Raw genomic sequence first — 19,536 nt, 5'->3', positions numbered from 1 at the left:
TGCTGCCGGCGTTGCGGCCGTTACAGACGCGCGTCGCTTGCGCTGTCGAACAGCGAAACATGCGCCGCGTCGAACGAGAATGCGACGGTGTCGCCTGTCGTGACCGGCGTCTTCGTCTGATCGATCGACGCAACCTGAATACCATGATAGTCGAGCCAGACGACGCGATGATTGCCCATCGGCTCTACCAGCGATACCTTCGCGCGCTCGCTCGACCCCTCGCCGATCCGCACGTCTTCGGCGCGTACGCCAAGCACGCACGGCAAGCCTTGCGTCGGTGCCTGTTTGAACGGATACGCCGACACATCGAGACGCCAGTGCGCGGTGCAGAAGTGCAGCGCACCGTCATGCGTTTCCAGCGTGCCCTTGAGCAGATTCATCGCAGGCGAGCCGAGGAACGTCGCGACAAACAGGTTGTCAGGACGCGCATAGACTTCGGCAGGCGTGCCGAATTGCTGGATCACGCCGCCGCGCATCACCGCCATACGCGTGGCAAGCGTCATCGCTTCGACCTGATCGTGCGTGACGTAGATCATCGTGGCGCCAAGGCGCTGATGCAGCTGCTTGAGTTCGCGACGCAGTTCGGTGCGCAGTTTAGCGTCGAGATTCGACAGCGGTTCGTCGAACAGGAACACATCGGCTTCCCGCACGATCGCCCGGCCAATGGCGACACGCTGACGTTGCCCACCCGAGAGCTGCGCCGGTTTGCGCTTGAGCAGCGGCCCGAGTTGCAGCATCTCCGAGGCCCGCGTGACACGCCGCGTAATCTCCGCCTTCGGCGTGCCGTTGATCCGCAACGCGAAGGACAGATTGCGCTCCACGCTCATCGTCGGATACAGCGCGTACGACTGGAACACCAGCGCAATGCGGCGATCTTTCGGATCGGCCCATGTCATGTCTTCACCGGCAATCTCGATCGTGCCATCGGTCACGTCGATCAGTCCGGCAATGCTGTGCAGCAACGTGGACTTGCCGCAGCCCGACGGTCCGAGCAGCACGACGAATTCGCCGGCCAGCACGTCGAGGTTGAGATTCTCGATCACCGTATTCGCGCCGAGGCGAATCGTCAGATCGCGCACCGCCACGTTGGCCGGATTCGTGAGGCCCGCTGTGTCGGGAACACTCGATTCTCCCGTCATATCCGCTGCATCTGCCAGCGCGTTTGCCACATTAGCCACGTTTGTCATGCCCTATCCCTTGACCGCGCCGGACGCAATGCCGCGCACAAACCAGCGACCCGAAATGAAGTACACCGCGAGCGGCACCATCGAAGTCAGAATGGTCGCCGCCATGTTCACGTTATAAAGACGCTCGCCCGTCGTCGTATTGATGATGTTGTTCAGTTGCACTGTCATTGGCAGATTCTTCGTGCCAGCGAATACGAGGCCGAGAATGAAGTCGTTCCAGATACCCGTCACCTGCATGATGACCGCGACCACGATGATCGGCGTGGACATCGGCAGCATCAATTGTAGAAAGATACGCCAGAAGCCGCCGCCGTCAATCCGTGCCGCCTTGAACAGTTCCTGCGGAATCGACACGTAGTAGTTGCGGAACAGCAGCGTCATCACCGGCATACCGAAGACGGTGTGAATCACCACGATGCCCGGCAGCGAACTGAACAGATGCACACTGGCCAACACCCGCACGAGCGGATAAACCATCACCTGCACCGGAATGAACGCGCCCATCAGCAGCACGCCGAACAGCACACCGGCGCCGCGTGGCTTCCAGAAGGACAGTGCGTAGCCGTTCACCGCGCCGATCGCGATCGACAGAATCGTGCTCGGCACGACGATGCGCACCGAGTTCCAGAAGCCCACCCGAATGCCGTTGCAATCCAGCCCCGTACACGCGGATTGCCACGCGGCGCTCCATGCGTCGAGGGTGAAATGCGCGGGGAAGGCGAGCAGGTTGCCGAGACGGATCTCGCTCATCGGCTTGACCGACGTGACCAGCATCACGTACAGCGGCAGCAGAAAGAACAATGCCGCGGTCAGCAGAAATGCGTAAATGCCAAGGCGCGCAGGCGTGAATGCCGAGCGTCGCCGTTTATGCACGCGGCGTTGCGTGCCGCTTTTCAGCGGAGAACTGAGCGTGTTCATCACGCCTCCTTGCGCAATGCTGCGCGGCTGCGGGCATAGAAGAACGGCGCGAGAATCGCGAGCACGGTGGCCAGCAAAACGATCGAGGCCGCCGACGCGAGGCCGATATTGGCCCGCCCGAACAGATAATCCATGATGAACTTCGCCGGTACTTCACTCGCCGTGCCGGGGCCGCCTTGCGTCATGGCGACTACCGCGTCGTAGAGCTTCACGACCATCACGAACAGCAGCACGAACGCGGTGGACATCGACGGGCCGAGCATCGGCACGACAATGCTCGCATACACGCGCCAACGCGGAATGCCGTCGATACGCGCTGCTTTCCACAACTCTTCGTCGATTCCGCGCAAACCGGCCAGCAGCAACGCCATCACCAGACCCGACGCCTGCCACACCGTCGCGATGACGATGGTATAGATCACCCAGTCCTGATTGACGATCCAATCGAAATGCGCATGCGTAAAACCAAGCTTGTGCAACACCGCCTGCGCACCGAGTTCCGGGTTGAGAATCCACTGCCACACCAGCCCCGTTGCGACAAACGACATCGCATACGGATAAAGAAAAATGGTCCGCAACGCCCCTTCCGCGACCACCCGCTGATCGATGAAAATCGCCAGCAGCAAACCGATCACCATGCACGCAACAATGAAGCACACGCCATAGATCACGATGTTTTGCAGCGACAACAACCAGCGGTCGTTATTAAAGAGCCTCACATATTGCGCGAAGCCCACGAAGTCGCTGGAAGGAAACGTGTGCGAATTGCTCATCGACACACGCGCGGTCCAGACCATCGTGCCGAGATACGCGAACACGACGGTAAGGATCATCGGCAGCAAAGCCAGCCATGCCGCGATGGAAAAACGCTTCTTCAGCGGCTTGTTTGGCCTGTGCAGCTTTTTATCCGCTGAGGAAGAACGGTTGGCTGGCAGCTTGAGCGCGTGCATCGTCGTCGTACCTTAACTCTTCAATGCGCTGGCAAACGCTTTTTGCGCGTCGTCGACCGACTGGTTCTTGTTCCAGAAGTTCGTGATCACGTCGATCAGCGCACCTTGCGTATCCGGCGACAACAGCATTTCCGGATTCGGCAACTGACGCGACTTGTCCTTCATGATCGCCATGCCCTCTTTCGCGCAGATGTCGAGACTGCTGACGTCCACGTCCGGACGAATCGGAATCGAGCCCTTCTTCGCGTTGAATGCGACTTGCGGACCCGGCGAGGTCATCACCGTAGCAAGCAGATTCTGCGCCTTGATCGCGGTCGGATTGTCGGTCTTCGGGAACACGAACACGTCGCCCGCGACCAGATACGGCGAATGCGGACCGAAGCCTGGGAAGCAGCCGAAGTCTTTGCCCGCGGTCTGATTGGCCGCCGAGAATTCGCCCTTGGCCCAGTCGCCCATGATCTGCACGCCTGCCTTGCCGGATATCACGAGCGCGGTAGCGTCGTTCCAGTTACGGCCCGGCGAACCCGGATCGACGTAATCGTGCAGACGCTTGAACGCGACCAGCACCTTCTTGAACGCCTCCGAATTCACCGCGTTCTGATCGCGATCGCGGTAGATCTTCAGGTACAGGTCGGGGCCGCCCACATCGGCGAATACCGCGTCGAACGTGATCTTTTCCTGCCACGGCTGGCCGCCGAGCGCGAGCGGAATCACGCCCGCGGTCTTCAGCTTGCCGAGATCGGCGATGAACTCGTCATAGGTCTTCGGCTCGGCGGCAATGCCCGCTTTCTGGAACACCGGCTTCGAGTAGAAGAACCACGCCGGCATGTGAATATTCACAGGCGCTGCGTAGTAGTGTCCTTTCACCTTGATGCTGTCGAGAATGGACTGCGGGAAAATGCCGTTCCAGTTCTCCTTGTTGGCAACTCCGTCGACGTTGTTCAGCAGGCCTTGGTCGATCAGGTCGTGAAACTGCTTGGACGTGTTGAATTGCGCCGCCGTGGGTGGATCGCCGCCGACGATCCGGTTGATCGCCGTGGCGCGCGCCTGATCGGCCCCCGCCACCGCGTTGTCGACCCATTGACCGCCCGCCTTGTTGTACGCATCGGCAAACTGTTTGATGGCGGCCGATTCGCCGCCCGAGGTCCACCAGTGAATCACGTTGGCCTTCAGGGGTTCCGCATGCGCGACGACGCCATACAGCGCCAATGCCGCAACCACGCCTCGCAAGACCATTTTCCTGCTGTTCATTCCGTCTCCTCCAGGTTTAGTACCTGTGTTTCAGTCGACATACAAACCAGCTCTGTTGTGCTGCTCTTATGTTGCTACTTCGGGCTGTCAACCCCGTGCCTTACGCTCCTTCAAAAATTTCGTCACCAGTTCGGCGCTGCGCTTGATGGTGCGCTTCTGCGTGCCGTAATCGACGTGCACGATACCGAAACGCCGCTCGTAACCGAATGCCCACTCGAAGTTGTCCATCAGCGACCACAGGAAGTAGCCGCGAATCTTCACGCCGGCCTTGATCGCCTGATCGACGGCCGCGAGGTGGCGCTTGAGGAACGAGATACGCTGGCTGTCGTCCACCTTGCCATCGGTTACCTTGTCGTCCGACGCCATGCCGTTTTCGGTGATGTAGATGGGCGGCAGGTTCGCATACGTCCCGTGGAAGCCGATCAGCAGATCGCGCAGACCGTCGGGATGCACTTCCCAACCCATCTGCGTACGCTCCACCCCTTCCGGCGGCGCTTCGGTGAAACCATGCGCACCGTCGCTCTCCACGTTGGTGCGGAAATAATAGTTGATGCCGAGGAAATCGAGCGGCGCGGCAATCGTTTCCATGTCGCCTTCGAGCACGAGCGGCTCGGTATGCGGCCACAGTTCGAACAGATCCTGCGGATACGCGCCCTTGAGCAGCGGATCGAGAATCCACGCGTTGTGCTGGACCTCGAACAGATGCGCTGCACGCTGGTCGGCGGCGCTGTCGCTGTTCGCGGTGCCGCGGCCGACGTTGGCGACAATGCCCTTCTGCGAGTCCGGATCGTTGGCACGCAGAATCGGCACTGCAAGACCGTGCGCCAGCAGCAGATGATGCATTGCCTGCGTCGCGTAACGGCCATTCGCGCGGCCCGGCGCGTGGTGGCCATTGCCATAGCCGAGATAGGCCGAGCACCACGGCTCGTTGAGCGTTGCCCATGCGTCGACGAGGCCCGTCAACTCACGGCTCATCAGATCGGCGTATTCGGCGAAACGGTAAGCGGTATCGCGATTGAGCCAGCCGCCGCGATCTTCCAGATGCTGCGGCAAGTCCCAGTGATACAGCGTGACCATCGTCGTAATGCCCTTCTCTTTCAGCCGCGTCAGCAGACGCTTGTAGAAGTCGAGGCCCTTACGGTTCGGCACGCCGGCTTCATCCATCACGCGCGGCCATGCGGTTGACAGGCGATAAGCTTCGAGGCCGAGCCCCGCCAGCAGATCGACGTCCGACTCCCAGCGATGGTAGTGATCGCACGCCACTTCGCCGGTGTCGCCGGCCAGCACCTTGCCGGGTGTCGCCGAGAAGGTGTCCCAGATCGACGGCAGACGGCCGTCTTCACGCACCGCGCCTTCGATCTGATACGAAGCCGTGGCTGCGCCGAGCAGGAAGTTCTTCTGCCACAGCGACGAGTCAGCGGGCGGCGTGAAGGGATCGGCGATGGAATCGGGGGAGATTGCGTCGAGTACAGCGGATGAATCGTTTGCCACGGGTCTCTCCTACGCGGAAGTCGTTGAACCAGCTATGGCGGAAGTCATTGCGCGACCGCACCGGAGGGCGCAGTGGAAGCGCTTCCACACGAACCAGCGAACGATAGCAGCGACGGATTCTCAGCAGCAATCAGGGTTTATCTGGAGCAGTGCTGGCATGCGGCGCGGGGGCTATGCGCGGTGCATCGAAGGCGTGATTTGGCCTGCGTTGACGCGGTGTTCGGGTTGGGGTTCGGGTTCGCCTGGGCATCAAAGAATGCGCACTGCACGTCGCACCAGCGAATCGGCGCCCGCACCACACGCGGCGCAAAAAGCCCTCAGCCTTTTGCCCGCGTCAGGTCGAACGCGCCGCGATCGTAGGCTTCGCAATAGGCTTTCCAGTCGTCCATCACCAGCGTTTCGCATTGCGTCGCGAGTTCGATCAGCGGTAATTGCCAGTCTTTGCGGTTTCCGAACGCGATCAACTCATCCGCGATCGACGATTTTTGCCGTCCGCCGCTGCGCAGATGCGCCCAGGCGCTCAATTCAGCCATGCTGTTGACGACCGCTTCGAGACGCGGCAACTTGCCGTCCCAGTCGCTCAACGCGACACGATCCTCGGAGGGCTGCAAGCTGCGCAGCACATAGGAACGCTGATTGAATTCGACCGCGTGCAAAAACGCCTGCGACACCGCCTGGTTCCGCCGCTGCACGTCGACCACGCGCTGTGCCTCGGTTGCCCACTTCGGCTGCGGCACGCGCACGTGCGGCATCACGGACGAAGGCAGCGCTTCTTTCAGGTCGATCAGAAAATTGCCGTCCGGCGATCCCTTTCCTTCAACAAGAATCACGTAGCGATCCACGCCGAGGCTACCGGTTCCGGCAATCCGCCGCGCCACGTCGAGAATGCGATAAAAGTCGGGATTGGGTTCGCTGGCCGCGAACTGATTCATGAACTGCGTGACGGCCGCGCGCTGTTTGTCTCCGACCGGCAGCGCCTTCTTGCCATCCACCTTCAGCGTGCGGAGCTTGCCCTTCAGAACCGTGCGACGGTCCAGATGCGCCGCGCGCGTGCGGTTGGCGAGCGCGTCGAACAGATCGCGCACCATGCCGGCCGCGGTCTCCGCTTCGATCCAGCGCGACTTGCCGAACGCCAGCGCCGCGGCGTACGAATCGACCGCCGTATGGCACAGCGCCAGCGCCTGCGCGCGACTCAACTTCAGATCGACCGCCCCGACCAGCACGCTGGACAGCAGGCGCACGAGTTCGTAGAGCGTGGGCGCGAGACAGGCTTCGTCGAAGTCGTTGTTATCGAAGTAGATCAGCCGGTTGTCGGCCTTATAGCTGCCGAAGTTTTCCAGATGCATGTCGCCGCAAATCCACACAGGCGGCGCATCGTCGAGCACCTGGGCGCGCGGCAAACGTTCGTAGAACAGATGACAGGTGCCGCGCAAAAACACAAACGGCGAGCTGCGCATGGCTTTGTATTTCATCGCGAGCCGTTCGGGATCCCGACCGGTGTTGAAACTGGCGATGATCTTCACGATATCGGACATGAGACATTCCGTTAAACAGGTGCGGTAGCGCTAATTCCGACGCTCGATGCGCGCGCCTCGACGCTACCGGTGCAGCGCGCCGGATCGTCGAGGATGTGCGGCATGGCGAGCGTTTTTCTCAGTACGGTGGGCAGGAAACGCTGTCGGACCAACCCCGGCAGGCGGCTGCGATCAATGCATGATAAGCGGCGCGGGCTTCTCGTGAACAGATACGCGCACGGCCAGCCCGTGGTGGTCAAACGGCCAACGCGTTGCCGCGTCAGGAACGGGTCATCAGATAGTAGCGTCCGTCGGCGCTGACGTTGTGGCCGAAACCGCAGCGCAGCACCGAGCCGTAGGTACGCACATCGAGCGTTTCCGGCGCTGAAAGCGCGAACTCGATCAGACACTTGTCGTCGTGCTTGTCGTACGGCGCGAGATTGCCGATCCTGGCGGTGGCATCGACTGGCGACGCGCTGCCGACGTCGGTCATCGGGACGCGCGCCACACCGCGGTAAAACCTCACATAAGCCGACAGGCTGCCCAGGTTCGCACCCGGTTGCCCCGCCGCATCCACGGTTGGATAGACGAACTCGCCGTCGATCCGGTACACGCCGCGCCGCCCTTTCACCGGCTTCACGTCGATCCTGTTCCACGCGCCGAAAAACATGTAGCGGGTAAAGTGCGCGCCGTCCGGCGGCAGCCCCTTCACCACCGCCTTGCCAGCAATCGCGTCCAGTCGGGCTTGCGCGGCGGCCACCGCGCGACTGAGCAACGCGTCGTCCGGAAAATCGCCGGCCCGGCTGATCGCGCTGCGGTAGTACGCTCGCGCGTTAGACAATGCCCCCAGCTTCAGTTGCACGTCGCCTTGATGGACGAGCGCCATCGTCGCTCGCGCTCGCGCCGAGCTGGCTGCTTTCGGCGAGTTCTCTTCCGCGGCCTGCATGACGGTGGCTTCGGCCAGCGCGGCTTCCATCGCGACCAGGGTCTGCGCATCGTCGATGCGACCTGCTTCAAGTGCCGCCACGCCCAGCGCGGCACATGACGCATTGGTGCGGCACGGCACGTCGCTGCGCGCCAGCAGATTGCGCCGATACAACTCGGCGCGCGACTCCGCCTGCTGCGTCTGAGCCGCACCGATGCCCGGTGCGAGTGCGGCGCTGGCACAGGATACGGCGACGACGACTGCAACGAAAACGTTTTTGACGTTCATGAGCAGGAGAACGGTGACGATGAAGCGAGTCGGCGGTCCGCTTCGAAGACACGCCCAGCTGATTCCTGAGTACGGTGTGCCCGCCTTATGCGAGCACAGGCGCTGTGCGGTGATGCTGACAGAAAAACGCCGATTGCGCGAACCTGTTTGGGCGTCCGGCGACGAAGTTCGCATACGGGAATAAAGCGGCCGCCCCTGAGCGGTAAGCACTGTGCGGCACGCGCTCGCGTGAAAGTTGGGGGTAGGTGTTAACACGGTGCGATGCATAGCACATGTACCGCACATGCCACGCACATCAACGTGCCGATCGTAGGGAAAACCGTGCGGGCGGGTGCGTGCCGCATTGGCCGCGCGTGTTGCGCAATACATCCGTTTTAAACCGCGCTGTGCGGCTTTATTCCATGCTTCTGCGTCGAGTGAGAAGCGCGATGCCGACCGCATGCATCATGCGGCCAAGACCAGTTCGCGGCCTACGCCGGGTCCGTCACGCCAAACTTCTTTCGATACGCTCCCGGACTCGTCAACGCGATACGCCGGAAGTGCCGCCGCAACGACTCTTCGGAACCAAACCCCGCGAGCTCCGCGACACGTGCCATCGGCAAGGGTGCCGGCGCCTCGAGCAACTCGCGAGCGACCGCCACCCGCTCACGCACGACCCATTCATAAGGCGCCATGCCGGTGGCGTCGTGAAATTGGCGCTGCAAGGTTCGCGGACTCATCGCGGCCCGCTCGGCCAGCGAGCGCAGCGTGTGCGGCGTGGCGGGATGACTGCGTACCCAGTCCATCAGCCGGGCCAGGCGTCCGCTTTCGTCGTGCGGCATCGGCCGCGGCACGAACTGCGCCTGCCCGCCATCGCGATGCGGCGCCACCACCAGCCGCTGCGCCACCCGGTTTGCCACCGCGCTGCCGTGATCGCGCCGCACCAGATGCAGCAGCATGTCGAGTCCCGCTGCCGATCCCGCCGATGTAATGATCGATCCCTCATCGACATAGAGTGCGTCGGCGCGCACCTGCAATTGCGGGTAGCGTTGCTGCAATTGGTCCGCGTAACGCCAGTGGGTCGTGACGGCCTTGCCATCCAGCACGCCGGCCGCCGCCAGTACGAACACGCCGGAGCAGATCGAACAGAGACGCGCGCCGCGTTTGTGCGCGGCGCGAATCTTTTTCAGCAAGGGTTCGGGCGGGATTTCATCGGCGTCGCGCCAGCCGGGAATGACGATGGTATCGGCGCGATCGAGCAGCTTGAGCGTGTACGGCGCGGCTACGGTGATGCCGCCCGCCGCGCGAATCGGCCCCGGCTCGCCGGCACACACGGCGAATCGATACCAGTCCACGCCGAGTTCCGGGCGTTCGAGCGCGAACAGTTCGGTCACACAGCCGAATTCGAAGGTGCAGAGCCGGTCGTAGGCCAGCGCGACGACGAGGTGATTTTGCATGGCGTGATGTTACCGGAGATCAACCATCACGCCAGATGTGAGGCCGCGATCTCAACCCGCCTCGACGACGGCGCCCGCGAGTTCGAAGCCTTCGTCGAGCCATCCGGTCACCCCGCCGATCATCACCTTCACCGGACGGCCAAGCTGCGCGAGCCGGATCGCGCCACGCGTTGCGCCATTGCAATGCGGGCCCGCGCAGTAGGTGACGAACAACGTGTCGGCCGGGTATCCGGCGAGTTTCGACGCCACGATCTTGCCGTGCGGCAGGTTCACCGCGCCTGGCACATGGCCACTTGCAAACAGCGCGGGACTGCGCACGTCGAGCAGCACGAAGTCGACGGCATCCGGGTTGGCGGCGAATGCGCCATGGACGTCGGCACAATCGGTTTCGAACGCCAGCGACGCGCTGTAATGGGCGATGGCAGCGGCGCTATCGGCGGCGGGAATGGCGGCTACGTGCGACATTTTTCTGGCTCCTCATTGGTGTTGGACAACAGCGATTATCGAATTCGCCGGCCGTCTGCGACAGTGGCGTAATCGACAACTTCCGGCAACATCGCGCCACCAGCAAAACCATCCCAACCGCCGTCGCCCGAAAACTCCGTGATCTATCGTCGTGGATATCCGGCGGGGCGATCATTGGGTCTTCATACCGGCCACACCGTGCGTGGGATGCGCGCGCCGCGCAAACGGGTTCGGGCCGTTCGGCAAAATAACCCCATCGTGAGAGACCCTATTCAGAATGAATTAAATAAATCCCGCGAACTGTCGATAACATGTTGAGCCGCCTCTCCCCGACGGTTGGACCTAACATGCAGAGTTCGTACAATTTTTGGCTCGTTGCCATTTCGTTCGTCGTTGCGACGCTTGCGTCGTTCACCGCGCTCGACCTGACGGGCCGCATCTTCACGCTGGCGTCGGTGCGGCTGCGGCTGGCCTGGCGGCTTGGCGGAGCCGTGGCGCTGGGCGTCGGCATCTGGTCGATGCACTTCATTGCGATGCTGGCCTTTTCGCTGCCCATCCCGCTCGGCTACGACTTCACCACGACCGCCTGTTCGCTCGGGCTGGCGATCGGCGCGTCGTTTCTGGCGCTGTACATCACCACCCAGGCGCGGCTCACGCCCGGTCATCTGCTGGCCGGCGGCGTGCTGATGGGCATCGCCATCGCCGGCATGCATTACACCGGCATGGCGGCGCTGCAGATGGCCCCGGGAATCGCCTACCAGCCGGCGTGGGTCGCGGCGTCGCTCGCGATTGCGATTGGCGCGTCGACCGCCGCGCTGTGGATGGCGCGCGCCCTCAGTAACGACGACCAACGCCATGTCATGCGCAAACGTTTCGGCGCGGCGCTGGTCATGGGCGTCGCGATCAGCGGCATGCACTACTCAGGGATGGGCGCCGCGCACTTTCTGCCCGATGCAATCTGCGGCGCGGCCAAGGGTGTGAACACCACATGGCTCGCCACGGCGGTGATTCTGTCCACCTTTGCGATCCTGATCGTGACGCTGATGCTCTCGCGTTTCGATGCGCGCACCACCTTCCTGGTCGGCGCGGTCTCGACGCTGAACGGGCAGATCGTGCGGCTCGCCACACTCGACACCCTCACCGGCCTGCCGAACCGCACCACGCTGACCGAGCGCATCGAACGGGCGATCCTCCACGCGCGCCGCCACCGCTCGAACTTCGCGATCCTGTTCATGGATCTGGACGGCTTCAAGACCATCAACGATTCGCTCGGCCACTCGGCCGGCGACGCCGTGCTGTCCGCGTTTGCGCAACGGCTGCAGCAATGCGTGCGGGTGAGCGACACCGTTGCCCGGCTCGGTGGTGACGAATTCGTCGTGCTGTCGGAAAACATCGCGGCGCGCGAGGACGCCGCCGGGTTGGCCGAGGGCGTGCTCGACCGGATGCGCCGTGGCCGCTGGACCGATTCGCAGCCGCTTCAGGTGATGCCGAGCATCGGCATTGCGCTGTATCCGCAGGACGGCGACAGCGTCGAACTTCTGCTGAAACACGCGGACGCCGCCATGTACGAAGCCAAGCGCGCGGGCCGCAGCACTTACCGCTTCTTCGAGCGGAGCATGAACGAGGCGGCCACGCGCACGCTGCAAATTCAGCACGCGTTGCACGACGCGCTGGCTGAGGGTCATTTCTCGCTGCACTTCCAGCCGAAATTTCACGGCGGCGGCGATTCGCTGGCGGGCGCCGAGGCGCTGATCCGCCTCAATCATCCGCAGCTGGGTGCGTTGCCGCCGCTCGACTTCATTCCGATCGCCGAGCGTTCCGGGCAGATCGTGCAGATCGGCTACTGGGTCGTGCGCGAGACCTGCCGGCAGATTCGCGGCTGGATCGAACAGGGCCTGCCGGCGGTGAAAGTGGCGATCAACCTGTCGCCGCGCCAGCTTCTGCAACCGGATCTCGTCGCGAACATGCTGGAGATCGTCGAGGCCGAGGGTGTCGAGTGCACGCAGATCATGTTCGAAATCACCGAAACGGTGGCGATGCATGATGCACCGAAGACGATCGAAATGATCCGCGCGTTCCAGGACAGCGGCTTTGAGATCGCCATCGACGATTTTGGCACCGGTTATTCCAGCCTCGCGTATCTGCAACGTTTTCGCGTGAAGCAACTGAAGATCGACCGCTTCTTCACCAACGGACTCGATGAGCAGGGCTCGGAAGGCAGCGCGATCGTGTCGGCGATCATCGCGCTCGCGCATTCGCTGGAAATGGACGTGGTGGCCGAAGGTGTCGAAACCGAATCGCAACTCGACAAGCTCAAGTCGATGATGTGCGACGAGATGCAAGGTTTCCTGCTCGGCAAGCCCGTGAGTGCTGAAGACTTCGGCGCGCTGCTCAAGGAGCGGATGGCGATCGCGGCCGCGTGACGATGGTGTTCGAAGGACGTATGACAGCACGGGGCAAAGTTCACCGCCTGCGCGAGCGGTGCGATTCGCGCCAGCTCCGGCCGCAGGATTCACACTTTTACGACGTGCGCTAACAGGCAGATAGGGGCCGGAGATTTCATGAAATTTGACGTAGCGACGTTTACTTCCATGGGGCTGATTACGTTTCTCTGCTGCGCGCTCATTACGACGGCGCTGGCGTACCTGTTCGCGAAGACTAGCGCGTTCCGTTTCTGGGCCGTTGCGTTTTATCTGCTCACTGCGTCGACCGCGTGTTTTGCATTGCACTTCACATGGCACCACGATCTGTTGCTGGTCGCCGCCGCCACACTCGCCCTGCAAAGCCGTCTGCTGATCTGGGGTGGCACCCGCGAGCTGTTCGGCGCCACCGCGCGGTGGCGCGCCGGGCTCGGTGTGACTGCGTTGTTCTGCGTGCTGTATGGCAGCGCACTGGCGTTCGACGCGCCGGTCGTGCTGCGCGCGCTGTTGCTCGTGACATTCTTCCTGCCATGCCGCGCCGGTGCGCTCTATGAAGTCTGCCGCCGGCGCCGCGCGCATCTCGGCGGCGCCCGGTTGATCGCGGTGATCGGCGGCTTGATCGCCACGCTCAACGCGATCGTGCCGCTCACGCTGGTGCTGCTCGATCGCGCCAATCTGTCGCTGCTGCTCGGTAATCCGCAACAGACGTCGGCGGTGTACGCAGTGGTATTCGCGGGCGATCTGCTGCTGGCGAGCGGCCTGCTGGTGCTGGCGTTCAAAAAGCTGGCCGTCGAGCGCGACATGCTGGCCACGATCGATCGCGGCGCGTCGGAACATCTCGCGAGAGCCCGCGTAGTGCGCGCTCAGCACGGTTTGCGGCCGCAGCCGCTGCCGTGGACGGTTTGAGCGGTTGCGACGCTATCGTCGCGCGGCCTCGCCTAACCGATCTCGCGCTCTTCGCGCAACACTTCATCCACCGCCATCAGCAATGGTGACGGCGCCTGCACCGTTTCCCGCTTCGTCAGCTTGCCGTCGACCGACGCGCCGCAGTCCATCCGCAACTGCTGGTAGTAGATATTGCCAGTCACGTGCGCGCTGCCCTGCAACTCGACGAAATGATCGGCAATCAGATCGCCGACGATGCGCCCGTTGACCACTACGTCATAGCCGTGCACGTTGCCCTCGATCGAGCCGCGATCGCTCAGCACCAGCAACGTCTGGCTGCCCGGCGCCCCGCTCACATTGCCTTTCACATGACCGTCCATCCGCAGACCTTCGCTGAACTGGAGATCGCCCGCGATCCGCACGTCGTGAGCGATCAGGGTGGCGAGCTTGGTCTGCTGCACGCCCACGGCTTTTTTCTTGCTGAACATAACGGTCTCCCGAAAATGAAAAGGTTCATCGCGTAATACGGTCCGGGCCATCGGCACGGGTTTGTTTGGGGGGTGATCCTGTTACGAGGCGGGTCAACGGCGCGGCGTTGCGCTCTGCGCCGCTGACCGGCCACCGCTCTGTCCGCGCAGAAAGCGCAATTCGGCGCTGAGCCGGGCGACTTCGGCGGCGGCATGGTCGGCGCTGACCTGCACAGCCGCACGCGCCGCCGATTCTTCCGCGAGCGCCAGCCGGGTGCGGGCCAGTTCGGTGTGTTGCAGGTTTTCATCGACGGGGGCGGCGACGCATCGATCCGGCTGCGCGTCGGCACGTTGCATGTGCCATACCGTGATGCCCGCCGCACCGGCCACCGCACAGAAGACGGCCGCCAGCGCACGCGATATCACGCGAAACAGCAGCGGGCGTGCGGGTTCCAGCGTGAAAGCCCCGCGGCTCAAACTGCCGGCGATACGGCGACCGCGGCGCTCAGCCATGAGACGGCGGTGCGAACAGCGCAAGATAATCGGACGGATTGACCGGCGTGCCGTTGGCAAGCACTTCGAAATGCAGATGCGGGCCGGTCGAGCGACCGGTCGAGCCGACATCGGCAATATGTTGGCGCGGCAGCACCAGATCGCCGACCTGCGCGACGATCCGCGACGCGTGGCCGTAGCGGGTCATCAAACCATTGCCGTGATCGATGTCGACCGCATTGCCGTAACCCGCTTTCTCGCCCGCGAAAACGACACGGCCGCCCGCTGCCGCGAGAATCGGCGTGCCGGTTTTCGCGACCAGATCGACACCCGAATGAAAATTCAGATGATGCGTGAACGGATCGCTGCGGTTACCGAACGGCGAGCCGAAGCGCGCGCCGTTGGCGGGCATGCGACCCGGGAACGCGGCGTAGGCCATCGCGTGATCGGCGGTCTCGAGTTCGAGTGCCGACAGCGTACTGGTCAGGCAGTCCAGTTGCTCGCGAGTGCGCGCGGCATCGGCGTGACCGCGCGCCTGCGTCGCGAGGTCCGTGCAGCGTCGCGGCGGCAGCGCGGGACCGCCTTCGCCGACGCTGTCGGTCGCGGACGCATCCGGCGAAAGTGCCGGCGCGGCCGGTGCGCGCTGCGCGGGCCTGGGGGTATGCAGACGTGCTTCGAAGTCGCGCAGCGTATCGACCTGCTGCGTCAGCCGCGCGATGCGTGGTTCGATCTGCGCGACCGACGCGCTGAGCTTGCCAAGCTGATCGATTGCGTAGGCGTGCTCGACAGCTTCTTCCAGCGGATGACCCGACCCATTGCGCGTACCGCCCTGAGCATGCGCGGACCACTGCAGGCCGATCGCAATGCCGGCGGCGAGCGCCAGTGCCGCCGCGACGCCGGCGCCGCCCGCTGCCAGCAACAACGCAGACCGGCGCGTGACGAAGCGCACCGAGCCGCTCGCCAGCTGACTGCCGGCGCTAAACACGGAGGCCATCAGCGCCCCCCGGTTCGCGACCGGCGCGCGGCACGAAACAACGTATGCGCGCGGCAGCATCTGCCACAGGGCGACTGGACACTCGGCGTAACTGGCGCGCACAGCCAGCAAGACTGACGAAGCGCGAGACAACCGGACAAAGAATCGGAGAACGGGACTGACTGCATGCGGCGTCGACCGGATACAGACCGGTCTCATTGAGTGACAAAGGGCGTCGATTATTACCTGGCCCTCCGAAGCTTCATCTCAAATACGAAGATGCCCTTACAACGCATTGAGCCGCTCGATCAGCGCATCGCTGGCTCGGGTCATCGGCATGCGCAGTTCGTCGCGGATCAATCCTTGCGCGGCCAGCAGCGCTTTCACCGGCGCCGGATTCGGTTCGGCGAATGCCAGCTGGATCATCGGCGTGAGCGCGTGAAAAATGCGCCGTCCTTCATCGAGCCGCCCCTCGGACAACGCGCGATAGAGCGCGACAAACTGCTCGGGCCGCACATGCGCGGACGCCGCAATCGCCCCGCTCCCGCCCAGACACAATGTGTTGAAGATCGCGATGTCCTCTCCCGCGAGCACCTGCAGACGAGCGTCGCGGATCAGCGCAAGCGTGGTGTCGAGCGAACCGGAACAGTCCTTCACCGCCCGGATTCGCGGATGCGCGGCAAGGGTCAGCAACGTGTCGAGTTCAAGCCGCACGCCGGTGCGGTAAGGAATGTCATAGAGCACGACGGGCTTCTCGCTTGCATCGGCCAGCGCGCTGAAATGACCGACGATGCCCGCCTGCGACGGCCGGATGTAATACGGCGCTGCGATCAGCACGCCTGCAATCGGCAACGGATTCAGTTGCTCGATCCGCTCGCGCATGCTCGCCGTGTGATTGCCCGATACGCCGACCATCACCGGTAGCGGCGTGGTGCGACCGGTGCGCTGCGCCTCGTCCAGAATCGTCGCCAGCACGGCGTCCTGTTCGGCTGCGTCGAGCGCGGCGGGTTCGCCGGTCGTGCCGAGCGCCACCAGTCCGGCAATACCCGCGTCGGCATAGCGGCGCACGAGTCCGCGCAACGCGGAGTAATCGACCGCGCCATTCGCAAACGGCGTGATGAGGGGAACCCAGATTCCAGAAAATTCAGACATGTTTTTTCCTCGATGACGACCGTATCGATTCCGTCAAACGGTGCGAAGGAGGAAAAACTGGCGATGCCGCTAGCGGGCGGTGACCGTTCTGTTCCGTCGCATCATCTGACGGAACAGCTTGCTCCGGTCAGATGAGCGGCTGTTTTTTGGCTTTGGCGCTGAGGTTCGAATCGGTCCCAGCGTTCGACTGGCGCGCGCGCGCAACTGCGGCGTTCGCGATAGCGAACGAGGCTGCGAGGGTCGACTGACGGGGTCGGAACATGAGGCCAAAGTGCATGACACGCAGTGTAACCGGCCTGGGCGCAGTCCGGCAAAGCGCATCTCGAAAAGCGCTTGACTTCTACGTCAGGCGAACTAATATACGCATCGCGTATATCTACCGCCGACTTTCTCCTCGACAGGTGCTCTCATGAACGTCCCACAACAAGCCTTCCTGCGCGATGCAATGCGTCGCCTGAACATGACACGCGACACGTTTGCAAGCCGTATCGGCGTATCCCGTCGGGCTTTGGACACATGGCTGCTGCCGGACGACTCGCAGGAATCGCGGGCCATGCCGGAGATCGTCGAGCGCTTCGTGTCGGAAATCGTGGTTCACGGCGAAACAGCCGACAAATATACGCAAAGCGTAGACTCACAGTCGCTGGCCAGCCAGATGCTGTTCGAAGGCAAGCCGCAATTGCTGTCGGTGGATCAGTTCTCGCGCGACTCCGTCGAAGCCCTGTTCCGGGTGGCCGACATCATGCAACCCATCGCGCGGCGCCGCAAAATCTCGCGCGTGCTGGAAGGCGCGGTACTCGGCAATCTGTTTTTCGAAGCCAGCACGCGAACCCGCGTGAGCTTCGGCGCGGCGTTCTGCCGGCTGGGCGGCTCGGTATGCGACACCACCGGTTTCACCTTTTCGTCGATGGCCAAAGGCGAGTCGATTTACGACACGAGCCGCGTGATGAGCGGCTACGTCGACGCACTGGTGATCCGCCACCCCGACCAGGGTTCGGTGGCCGAATTCGCGCGGGCGACCAACGTGCCGGTAATCAACGGCGGCGACGGTCCCGGCGAACATCCGAGCCAGGCGTTGCTCGACCTGTATACGATCCAGCGTGAATTTTCGCGGCTGGGCAAGATTGTCGACGGTGCGCATATCGCGCTGGTCGGCGATCTGAAATACGGGCGTACCGTGCATTCGCTGGTGAAACTGCTGGCGCTATACCGCGGCATTAAATTCACGCTGATTTCACCGCCGATGCTCGAAATGCCCGCTTACATCATCGAGCAGATTTCGCGTAACGGTCACGTGATCGAGCAGACGCACGACCTGACCACCGGGCTGCGCGGCGCCGATGTGGTGTACGCAACCCGCATCCAGAAAGAGCGCTTCACTGATGAGTCGTTCGAAGGCTACACGCCGGATTTCCAGATCAATCAGGCGCTGATGGACAGCGTGTGCGGCGCGGACACGCTGATCATGCACCCGCTGCCGCGCGACAGCCGGCCGGGCGCGAACGATCTAAGCGTGGACCTGAACCACGATTCGCGCCTCGCGATTTTCCGTCAGACCGATAACGGTATCCCGGTGCGGATGGCGATTTTCGCAGTGCTGCTGGGTGTCGAAAAGCTGGTTCAGCATTCGATGCGCGACGCCGCATGGCGTCCGCCCGTGTATCTCGGTCCTGATGACGCGGTGTTTCACGGCATTGACTGATTCGCGCGCCGAGCGGCGCCCGGATCACTGCAATCAGGTTGTCGCGCTTCCCGCATCCCTCGCCGCGCGCCTGAACGCGCTGGCAAAAAACAGCACCTGATACTGCACCGCATTGGACCAGTATTTCCACGTGTGACCGCCGGGCCGCTCGGCATAATCATGCGGCACGCCCAGTTCAATGAGCCGTTCGTGCAAGGTCCGGTTCGACTGAACCAGCGAGTCGTTCACGCCGCAATCGATGGTCAGCGCAATATGCGCGCCGCTGAAACTGCGCGCATTCTCGACGATCGCTGCGTTGTTCCAGAAATCCGCATGACTCGCCGGGTCGCCGAAAACCTGGTCGATGCCCGGCTCGTCCTCGCAGCCACGCGGATCCACCGCGCCGCTGATACTCCCTGCCGCGCCGAACTCATCCGGACGGCCTAGCGCAATATGCAGCGCGCCGAATCCGCCCATGCTCAGGCCGGTAATCGCGCGCGCCTGCTTCGTCGCAATCGTGCGGAAATGGCCGTCGATAAACGCCACCACTTCGGTGCCGACATAGGTTTCGTAAAGGCTTTGCGGGTTGATCGGGCTGTCGATATACCAGCTTTCGTGACCGCCGTCGGGCATCACGAGGATCACGTGATAACGGTCGGCCAGCTTGCCGATGTGCGAATTCGCAGTCCAGTCGGTGTAATCGCCACCCGAGCCGTGCAGCAGATAGACAACCGGGAAACGATCGGTGGCTTTACCGTGCCCATATTGATCGGGCACCACTACGGTCGCCTCGAACGACTGATGCATCGCGGCGCTCGGAATGGTAACGACTTCCGAGTGAAAGGCCCACGCGGGCGATGTGACGAGCAGCAGCAGAATGAACCAGAACGCACGAGCTGGATTCATGGTTGTCGCTCTCCTTGGTAGGCGTCCGAATAACTCGATCCGGCATGCAGCGGCAAATATCTGCCGACGACTCTAGCAATGGCGACTTACAACCAAATTTCAGCGAACCCTACGATCCCGTCAATCTGGTGCCGG

At 62.8% G+C, this 19,536-nt stretch carries 17 protein-coding genes; 3 read left to right on the top strand and 14 right to left on the bottom strand.

All coding sequences use genetic code 11. The features are described 5' to 3' along the window. Positions 1–20: 20 nt before the first annotated feature. The 9 genes from LMG28727_RS13125 to LMG28727_RS13085 form a co-directional block, all read right to left on the bottom strand. The gene (locus tag LMG28727_RS13125; RefSeq protein WP_201642744.1) at positions 21–1,187 is read right to left on the bottom strand and encodes an ABC transporter ATP-binding protein; all 1,167 of its coding nucleotides are present in this window, start codon (positions 1,185–1,187) and stop codon (positions 21–23) included. A 3-nt stretch (positions 1,188–1,190) separates the two neighbouring features. Continuing rightward, a complete protein-coding gene (locus LMG28727_RS13120) occupies positions 1,191–2,105 on the bottom strand; it encodes a carbohydrate ABC transporter permease (RefSeq protein WP_201642743.1) in 915 nt (304 codons plus the stop codon). Beyond that, entirely contained in the window at positions 2,105–3,055 is a 951-nt protein-coding gene (locus LMG28727_RS13115) for a carbohydrate ABC transporter permease (protein ID WP_201642742.1), read from the bottom strand. Before LMG28727_RS13115 ends, LMG28727_RS13120 begins: the two co-directional genes overlap by 1 nt. 12 nt (positions 3,056–3,067) lie before the next feature. Continuing rightward, positions 3,068–4,306 (bottom strand): ABC transporter substrate-binding protein, encoded by a 1,239-nt coding sequence (locus LMG28727_RS13110; protein ID WP_201642741.1) that lies wholly within the window; start codon positions 4,304–4,306, stop codon positions 3,068–3,070. 87 nt (positions 4,307–4,393) lie between these two features. Further along, complete coding sequence (locus LMG28727_RS13105) at positions 4,394–5,797, bottom strand: GH1 family beta-glucosidase (protein ID WP_201642740.1); 1,404 nt, start codon at positions 5,795–5,797, stop codon at positions 4,394–4,396. A 317-nt stretch (positions 5,798–6,114) separates the two neighbouring features. Next, positions 6,115–7,332, bottom strand: coding sequence for a DUF2252 domain-containing protein (locus tag LMG28727_RS13100; protein ID WP_201642739.1), 1,218 nt, complete (start codon positions 7,330–7,332; stop codon positions 6,115–6,117). A 259-nt stretch (positions 7,333–7,591) separates the two neighbouring features. Next, entirely contained in the window at positions 7,592–8,524 is a 933-nt protein-coding gene (locus LMG28727_RS13095; RefSeq protein WP_201642738.1) for a hypothetical protein, read from the bottom strand. A gap of 470 nt (positions 8,525–8,994) precedes the next feature. Then, entirely contained in the window at positions 8,995–9,960 is a 966-nt protein-coding gene (gene ftrA / locus LMG28727_RS13090; protein ID WP_201642737.1) for a transcriptional regulator FtrA, read from the bottom strand. 51 nt (positions 9,961–10,011) lie between these two features. Continuing rightward, positions 10,012–10,425, bottom strand: a complete 414-nt coding sequence (locus tag LMG28727_RS13085) for a rhodanese-like domain-containing protein (protein ID WP_201642736.1) — start codon at positions 10,423–10,425, stop codon at positions 10,012–10,014. A gap of 347 nt (positions 10,426–10,772) precedes the next feature. Between LMG28727_RS13085 and LMG28727_RS13080 the strand changes: the two genes are divergently transcribed. Both LMG28727_RS13080 and LMG28727_RS13075 read left to right on the top strand, forming a co-directional pair. Continuing rightward, positions 10,773–12,848 (top strand): putative bifunctional diguanylate cyclase/phosphodiesterase, encoded by a 2,076-nt coding sequence (locus LMG28727_RS13080; protein WP_201642735.1) that lies wholly within the window; start codon positions 10,773–10,775, stop codon positions 12,846–12,848. Positions 12,849–12,986: 138 nt separating this feature from the next. After that, positions 12,987–13,751, top strand: coding sequence for a hypothetical protein (locus LMG28727_RS13075; RefSeq protein ID WP_201642734.1), 765 nt, complete (start codon positions 12,987–12,989; stop codon positions 13,749–13,751). 32 nt (positions 13,752–13,783) lie between these two features. Here LMG28727_RS13075 and LMG28727_RS13070 read toward each other — a convergent pair whose 3' ends face one another. The 4 genes from LMG28727_RS13070 to dapA all read right to left on the bottom strand — a co-directional run bounded on the left by LMG28727_RS13070 (position 13,784) and on the right by dapA (position 16,814). After that, complete coding sequence (locus LMG28727_RS13070; RefSeq protein WP_201642733.1) at positions 13,784–14,218, bottom strand: bactofilin family protein; 435 nt, start codon at positions 14,216–14,218, stop codon at positions 13,784–13,786. 93 nt (positions 14,219–14,311) lie between these two features. Further along, on the bottom strand, positions 14,312–14,710 hold the full coding sequence (locus tag LMG28727_RS13065; RefSeq protein WP_201642732.1) for a hypothetical protein: 399 nt from the start codon (positions 14,708–14,710) through the stop codon (positions 14,312–14,314). Then, positions 14,703–15,683: a M23 family metallopeptidase gene (locus LMG28727_RS13060; protein ID WP_201642731.1), complete on the bottom strand. Its 981-nt coding sequence runs from the start codon at positions 15,681–15,683 to the stop codon at positions 14,703–14,705. Before LMG28727_RS13060 ends, LMG28727_RS13065 begins: the two co-directional genes overlap by 8 nt. 264 nt (positions 15,684–15,947) lie before the next feature. Next, positions 15,948–16,814 (bottom strand): 4-hydroxy-tetrahydrodipicolinate synthase, encoded by an 867-nt coding sequence (gene dapA / locus LMG28727_RS13055; RefSeq protein ID WP_201642730.1) that lies wholly within the window; start codon positions 16,812–16,814, stop codon positions 15,948–15,950. 409 nt (positions 16,815–17,223) lie between these two features. Between dapA and LMG28727_RS13050 the strand changes: the two genes are divergently transcribed. Then, positions 17,224–18,516, top strand: a complete 1,293-nt coding sequence (locus tag LMG28727_RS13050; RefSeq protein WP_201642729.1) for an aspartate carbamoyltransferase — start codon at positions 17,224–17,226, stop codon at positions 18,514–18,516. A 33-nt stretch (positions 18,517–18,549) separates the two neighbouring features. Here LMG28727_RS13050 and LMG28727_RS13045 read toward each other — a convergent pair whose 3' ends face one another. Further along, the gene (locus tag LMG28727_RS13045) at positions 18,550–19,401 is read right to left on the bottom strand and encodes an alpha/beta hydrolase (protein ID WP_201642728.1); all 852 of its coding nucleotides are present in this window, start codon (positions 19,399–19,401) and stop codon (positions 18,550–18,552) included. Between the last annotated feature and the right edge of the window lie 135 nt (positions 19,402–19,536).

This window comes from Paraburkholderia metrosideri, from assembly GCF_904848625.1.
Lineage (GTDB): Bacteria > Pseudomonadota > Gammaproteobacteria > Burkholderiales > Burkholderiaceae > Paraburkholderia > Paraburkholderia metrosideri.
Note: the sequence above shows the minus strand (reverse complement) of the source record. Positions and strands in the feature narration are given on the sequence as shown.

What these genes read in the sequence shown, in the direction of transcription:
- LMG28727_RS13125 (WP_201642744.1), bottom strand. Translation starts at nt 1,187, where the DNA reads ATGACAAACGTGGCTAATGTGGCAAACGCGCTGGCAGATGCAGCGGAT.
- LMG28727_RS13120 (WP_201642743.1), bottom strand. Translation starts at nt 2,105, where the DNA reads ATGAACACGCTCAGTTCTCCGCTGAAAAGCGGCACGCAACGCCGCGTG.
- LMG28727_RS13115 (WP_201642742.1), bottom strand. Translation starts at nt 3,055, where the DNA reads ATGCACGCGCTCAAGCTGCCAGCCAACCGTTCTTCCTCAGCGGATAAA.
- LMG28727_RS13110 (WP_201642741.1), bottom strand. Translation starts at nt 4,306, where the DNA reads ATGAACAGCAGGAAAATGGTCTTGCGAGGCGTGGTTGCGGCATTGGCG.
- LMG28727_RS13100 (WP_201642739.1), bottom strand. Translation starts at nt 7,332, where the DNA reads ATGTCCGATATCGTGAAGATCATCGCCAGTTTCAACACCGGTCGGGAT.
- LMG28727_RS13095 (WP_201642738.1), bottom strand. Translation starts at nt 8,524, where the DNA reads ATGAACGTCAAAAACGTTTTCGTTGCAGTCGTCGTCGCCGTATCCTGT.
- ftrA (WP_201642737.1), bottom strand. Translation starts at nt 9,960, where the DNA reads ATGCAAAATCACCTCGTCGTCGCGCTGGCCTACGACCGGCTCTGCACC.
- LMG28727_RS13085 (WP_201642736.1), bottom strand. Translation starts at nt 10,425, where the DNA reads ATGTCGCACGTAGCCGCCATTCCCGCCGCCGATAGCGCCGCTGCCATC.
- LMG28727_RS13080 (WP_201642735.1), top strand. Translation starts at nt 10,773, where the DNA reads ATGCAGAGTTCGTACAATTTTTGGCTCGTTGCCATTTCGTTCGTCGTT.
- LMG28727_RS13075 (WP_201642734.1), top strand. Translation starts at nt 12,987, where the DNA reads ATGAAATTTGACGTAGCGACGTTTACTTCCATGGGGCTGATTACGTTT.
- LMG28727_RS13070 (WP_201642733.1), bottom strand. Translation starts at nt 14,218, where the DNA reads ATGTTCAGCAAGAAAAAAGCCGTGGGCGTGCAGCAGACCAAGCTCGCC.
- LMG28727_RS13065 (WP_201642732.1), bottom strand. Translation starts at nt 14,710, where the DNA reads ATGGCTGAGCGCCGCGGTCGCCGTATCGCCGGCAGTTTGAGCCGCGGG.
- LMG28727_RS13060 (WP_201642731.1), bottom strand. Translation starts at nt 15,683, where the DNA reads ATGGCCTCCGTGTTTAGCGCCGGCAGTCAGCTGGCGAGCGGCTCGGTG.
- dapA (WP_201642730.1), bottom strand. Translation starts at nt 16,814, where the DNA reads ATGTCTGAATTTTCTGGAATCTGGGTTCCCCTCATCACGCCGTTTGCG.
- LMG28727_RS13050 (WP_201642729.1), top strand. Translation starts at nt 17,224, where the DNA reads ATGAACGTCCCACAACAAGCCTTCCTGCGCGATGCAATGCGTCGCCTG.
- LMG28727_RS13045 (WP_201642728.1), bottom strand. Translation starts at nt 19,401, where the DNA reads ATGAATCCAGCTCGTGCGTTCTGGTTCATTCTGCTGCTGCTCGTCACA.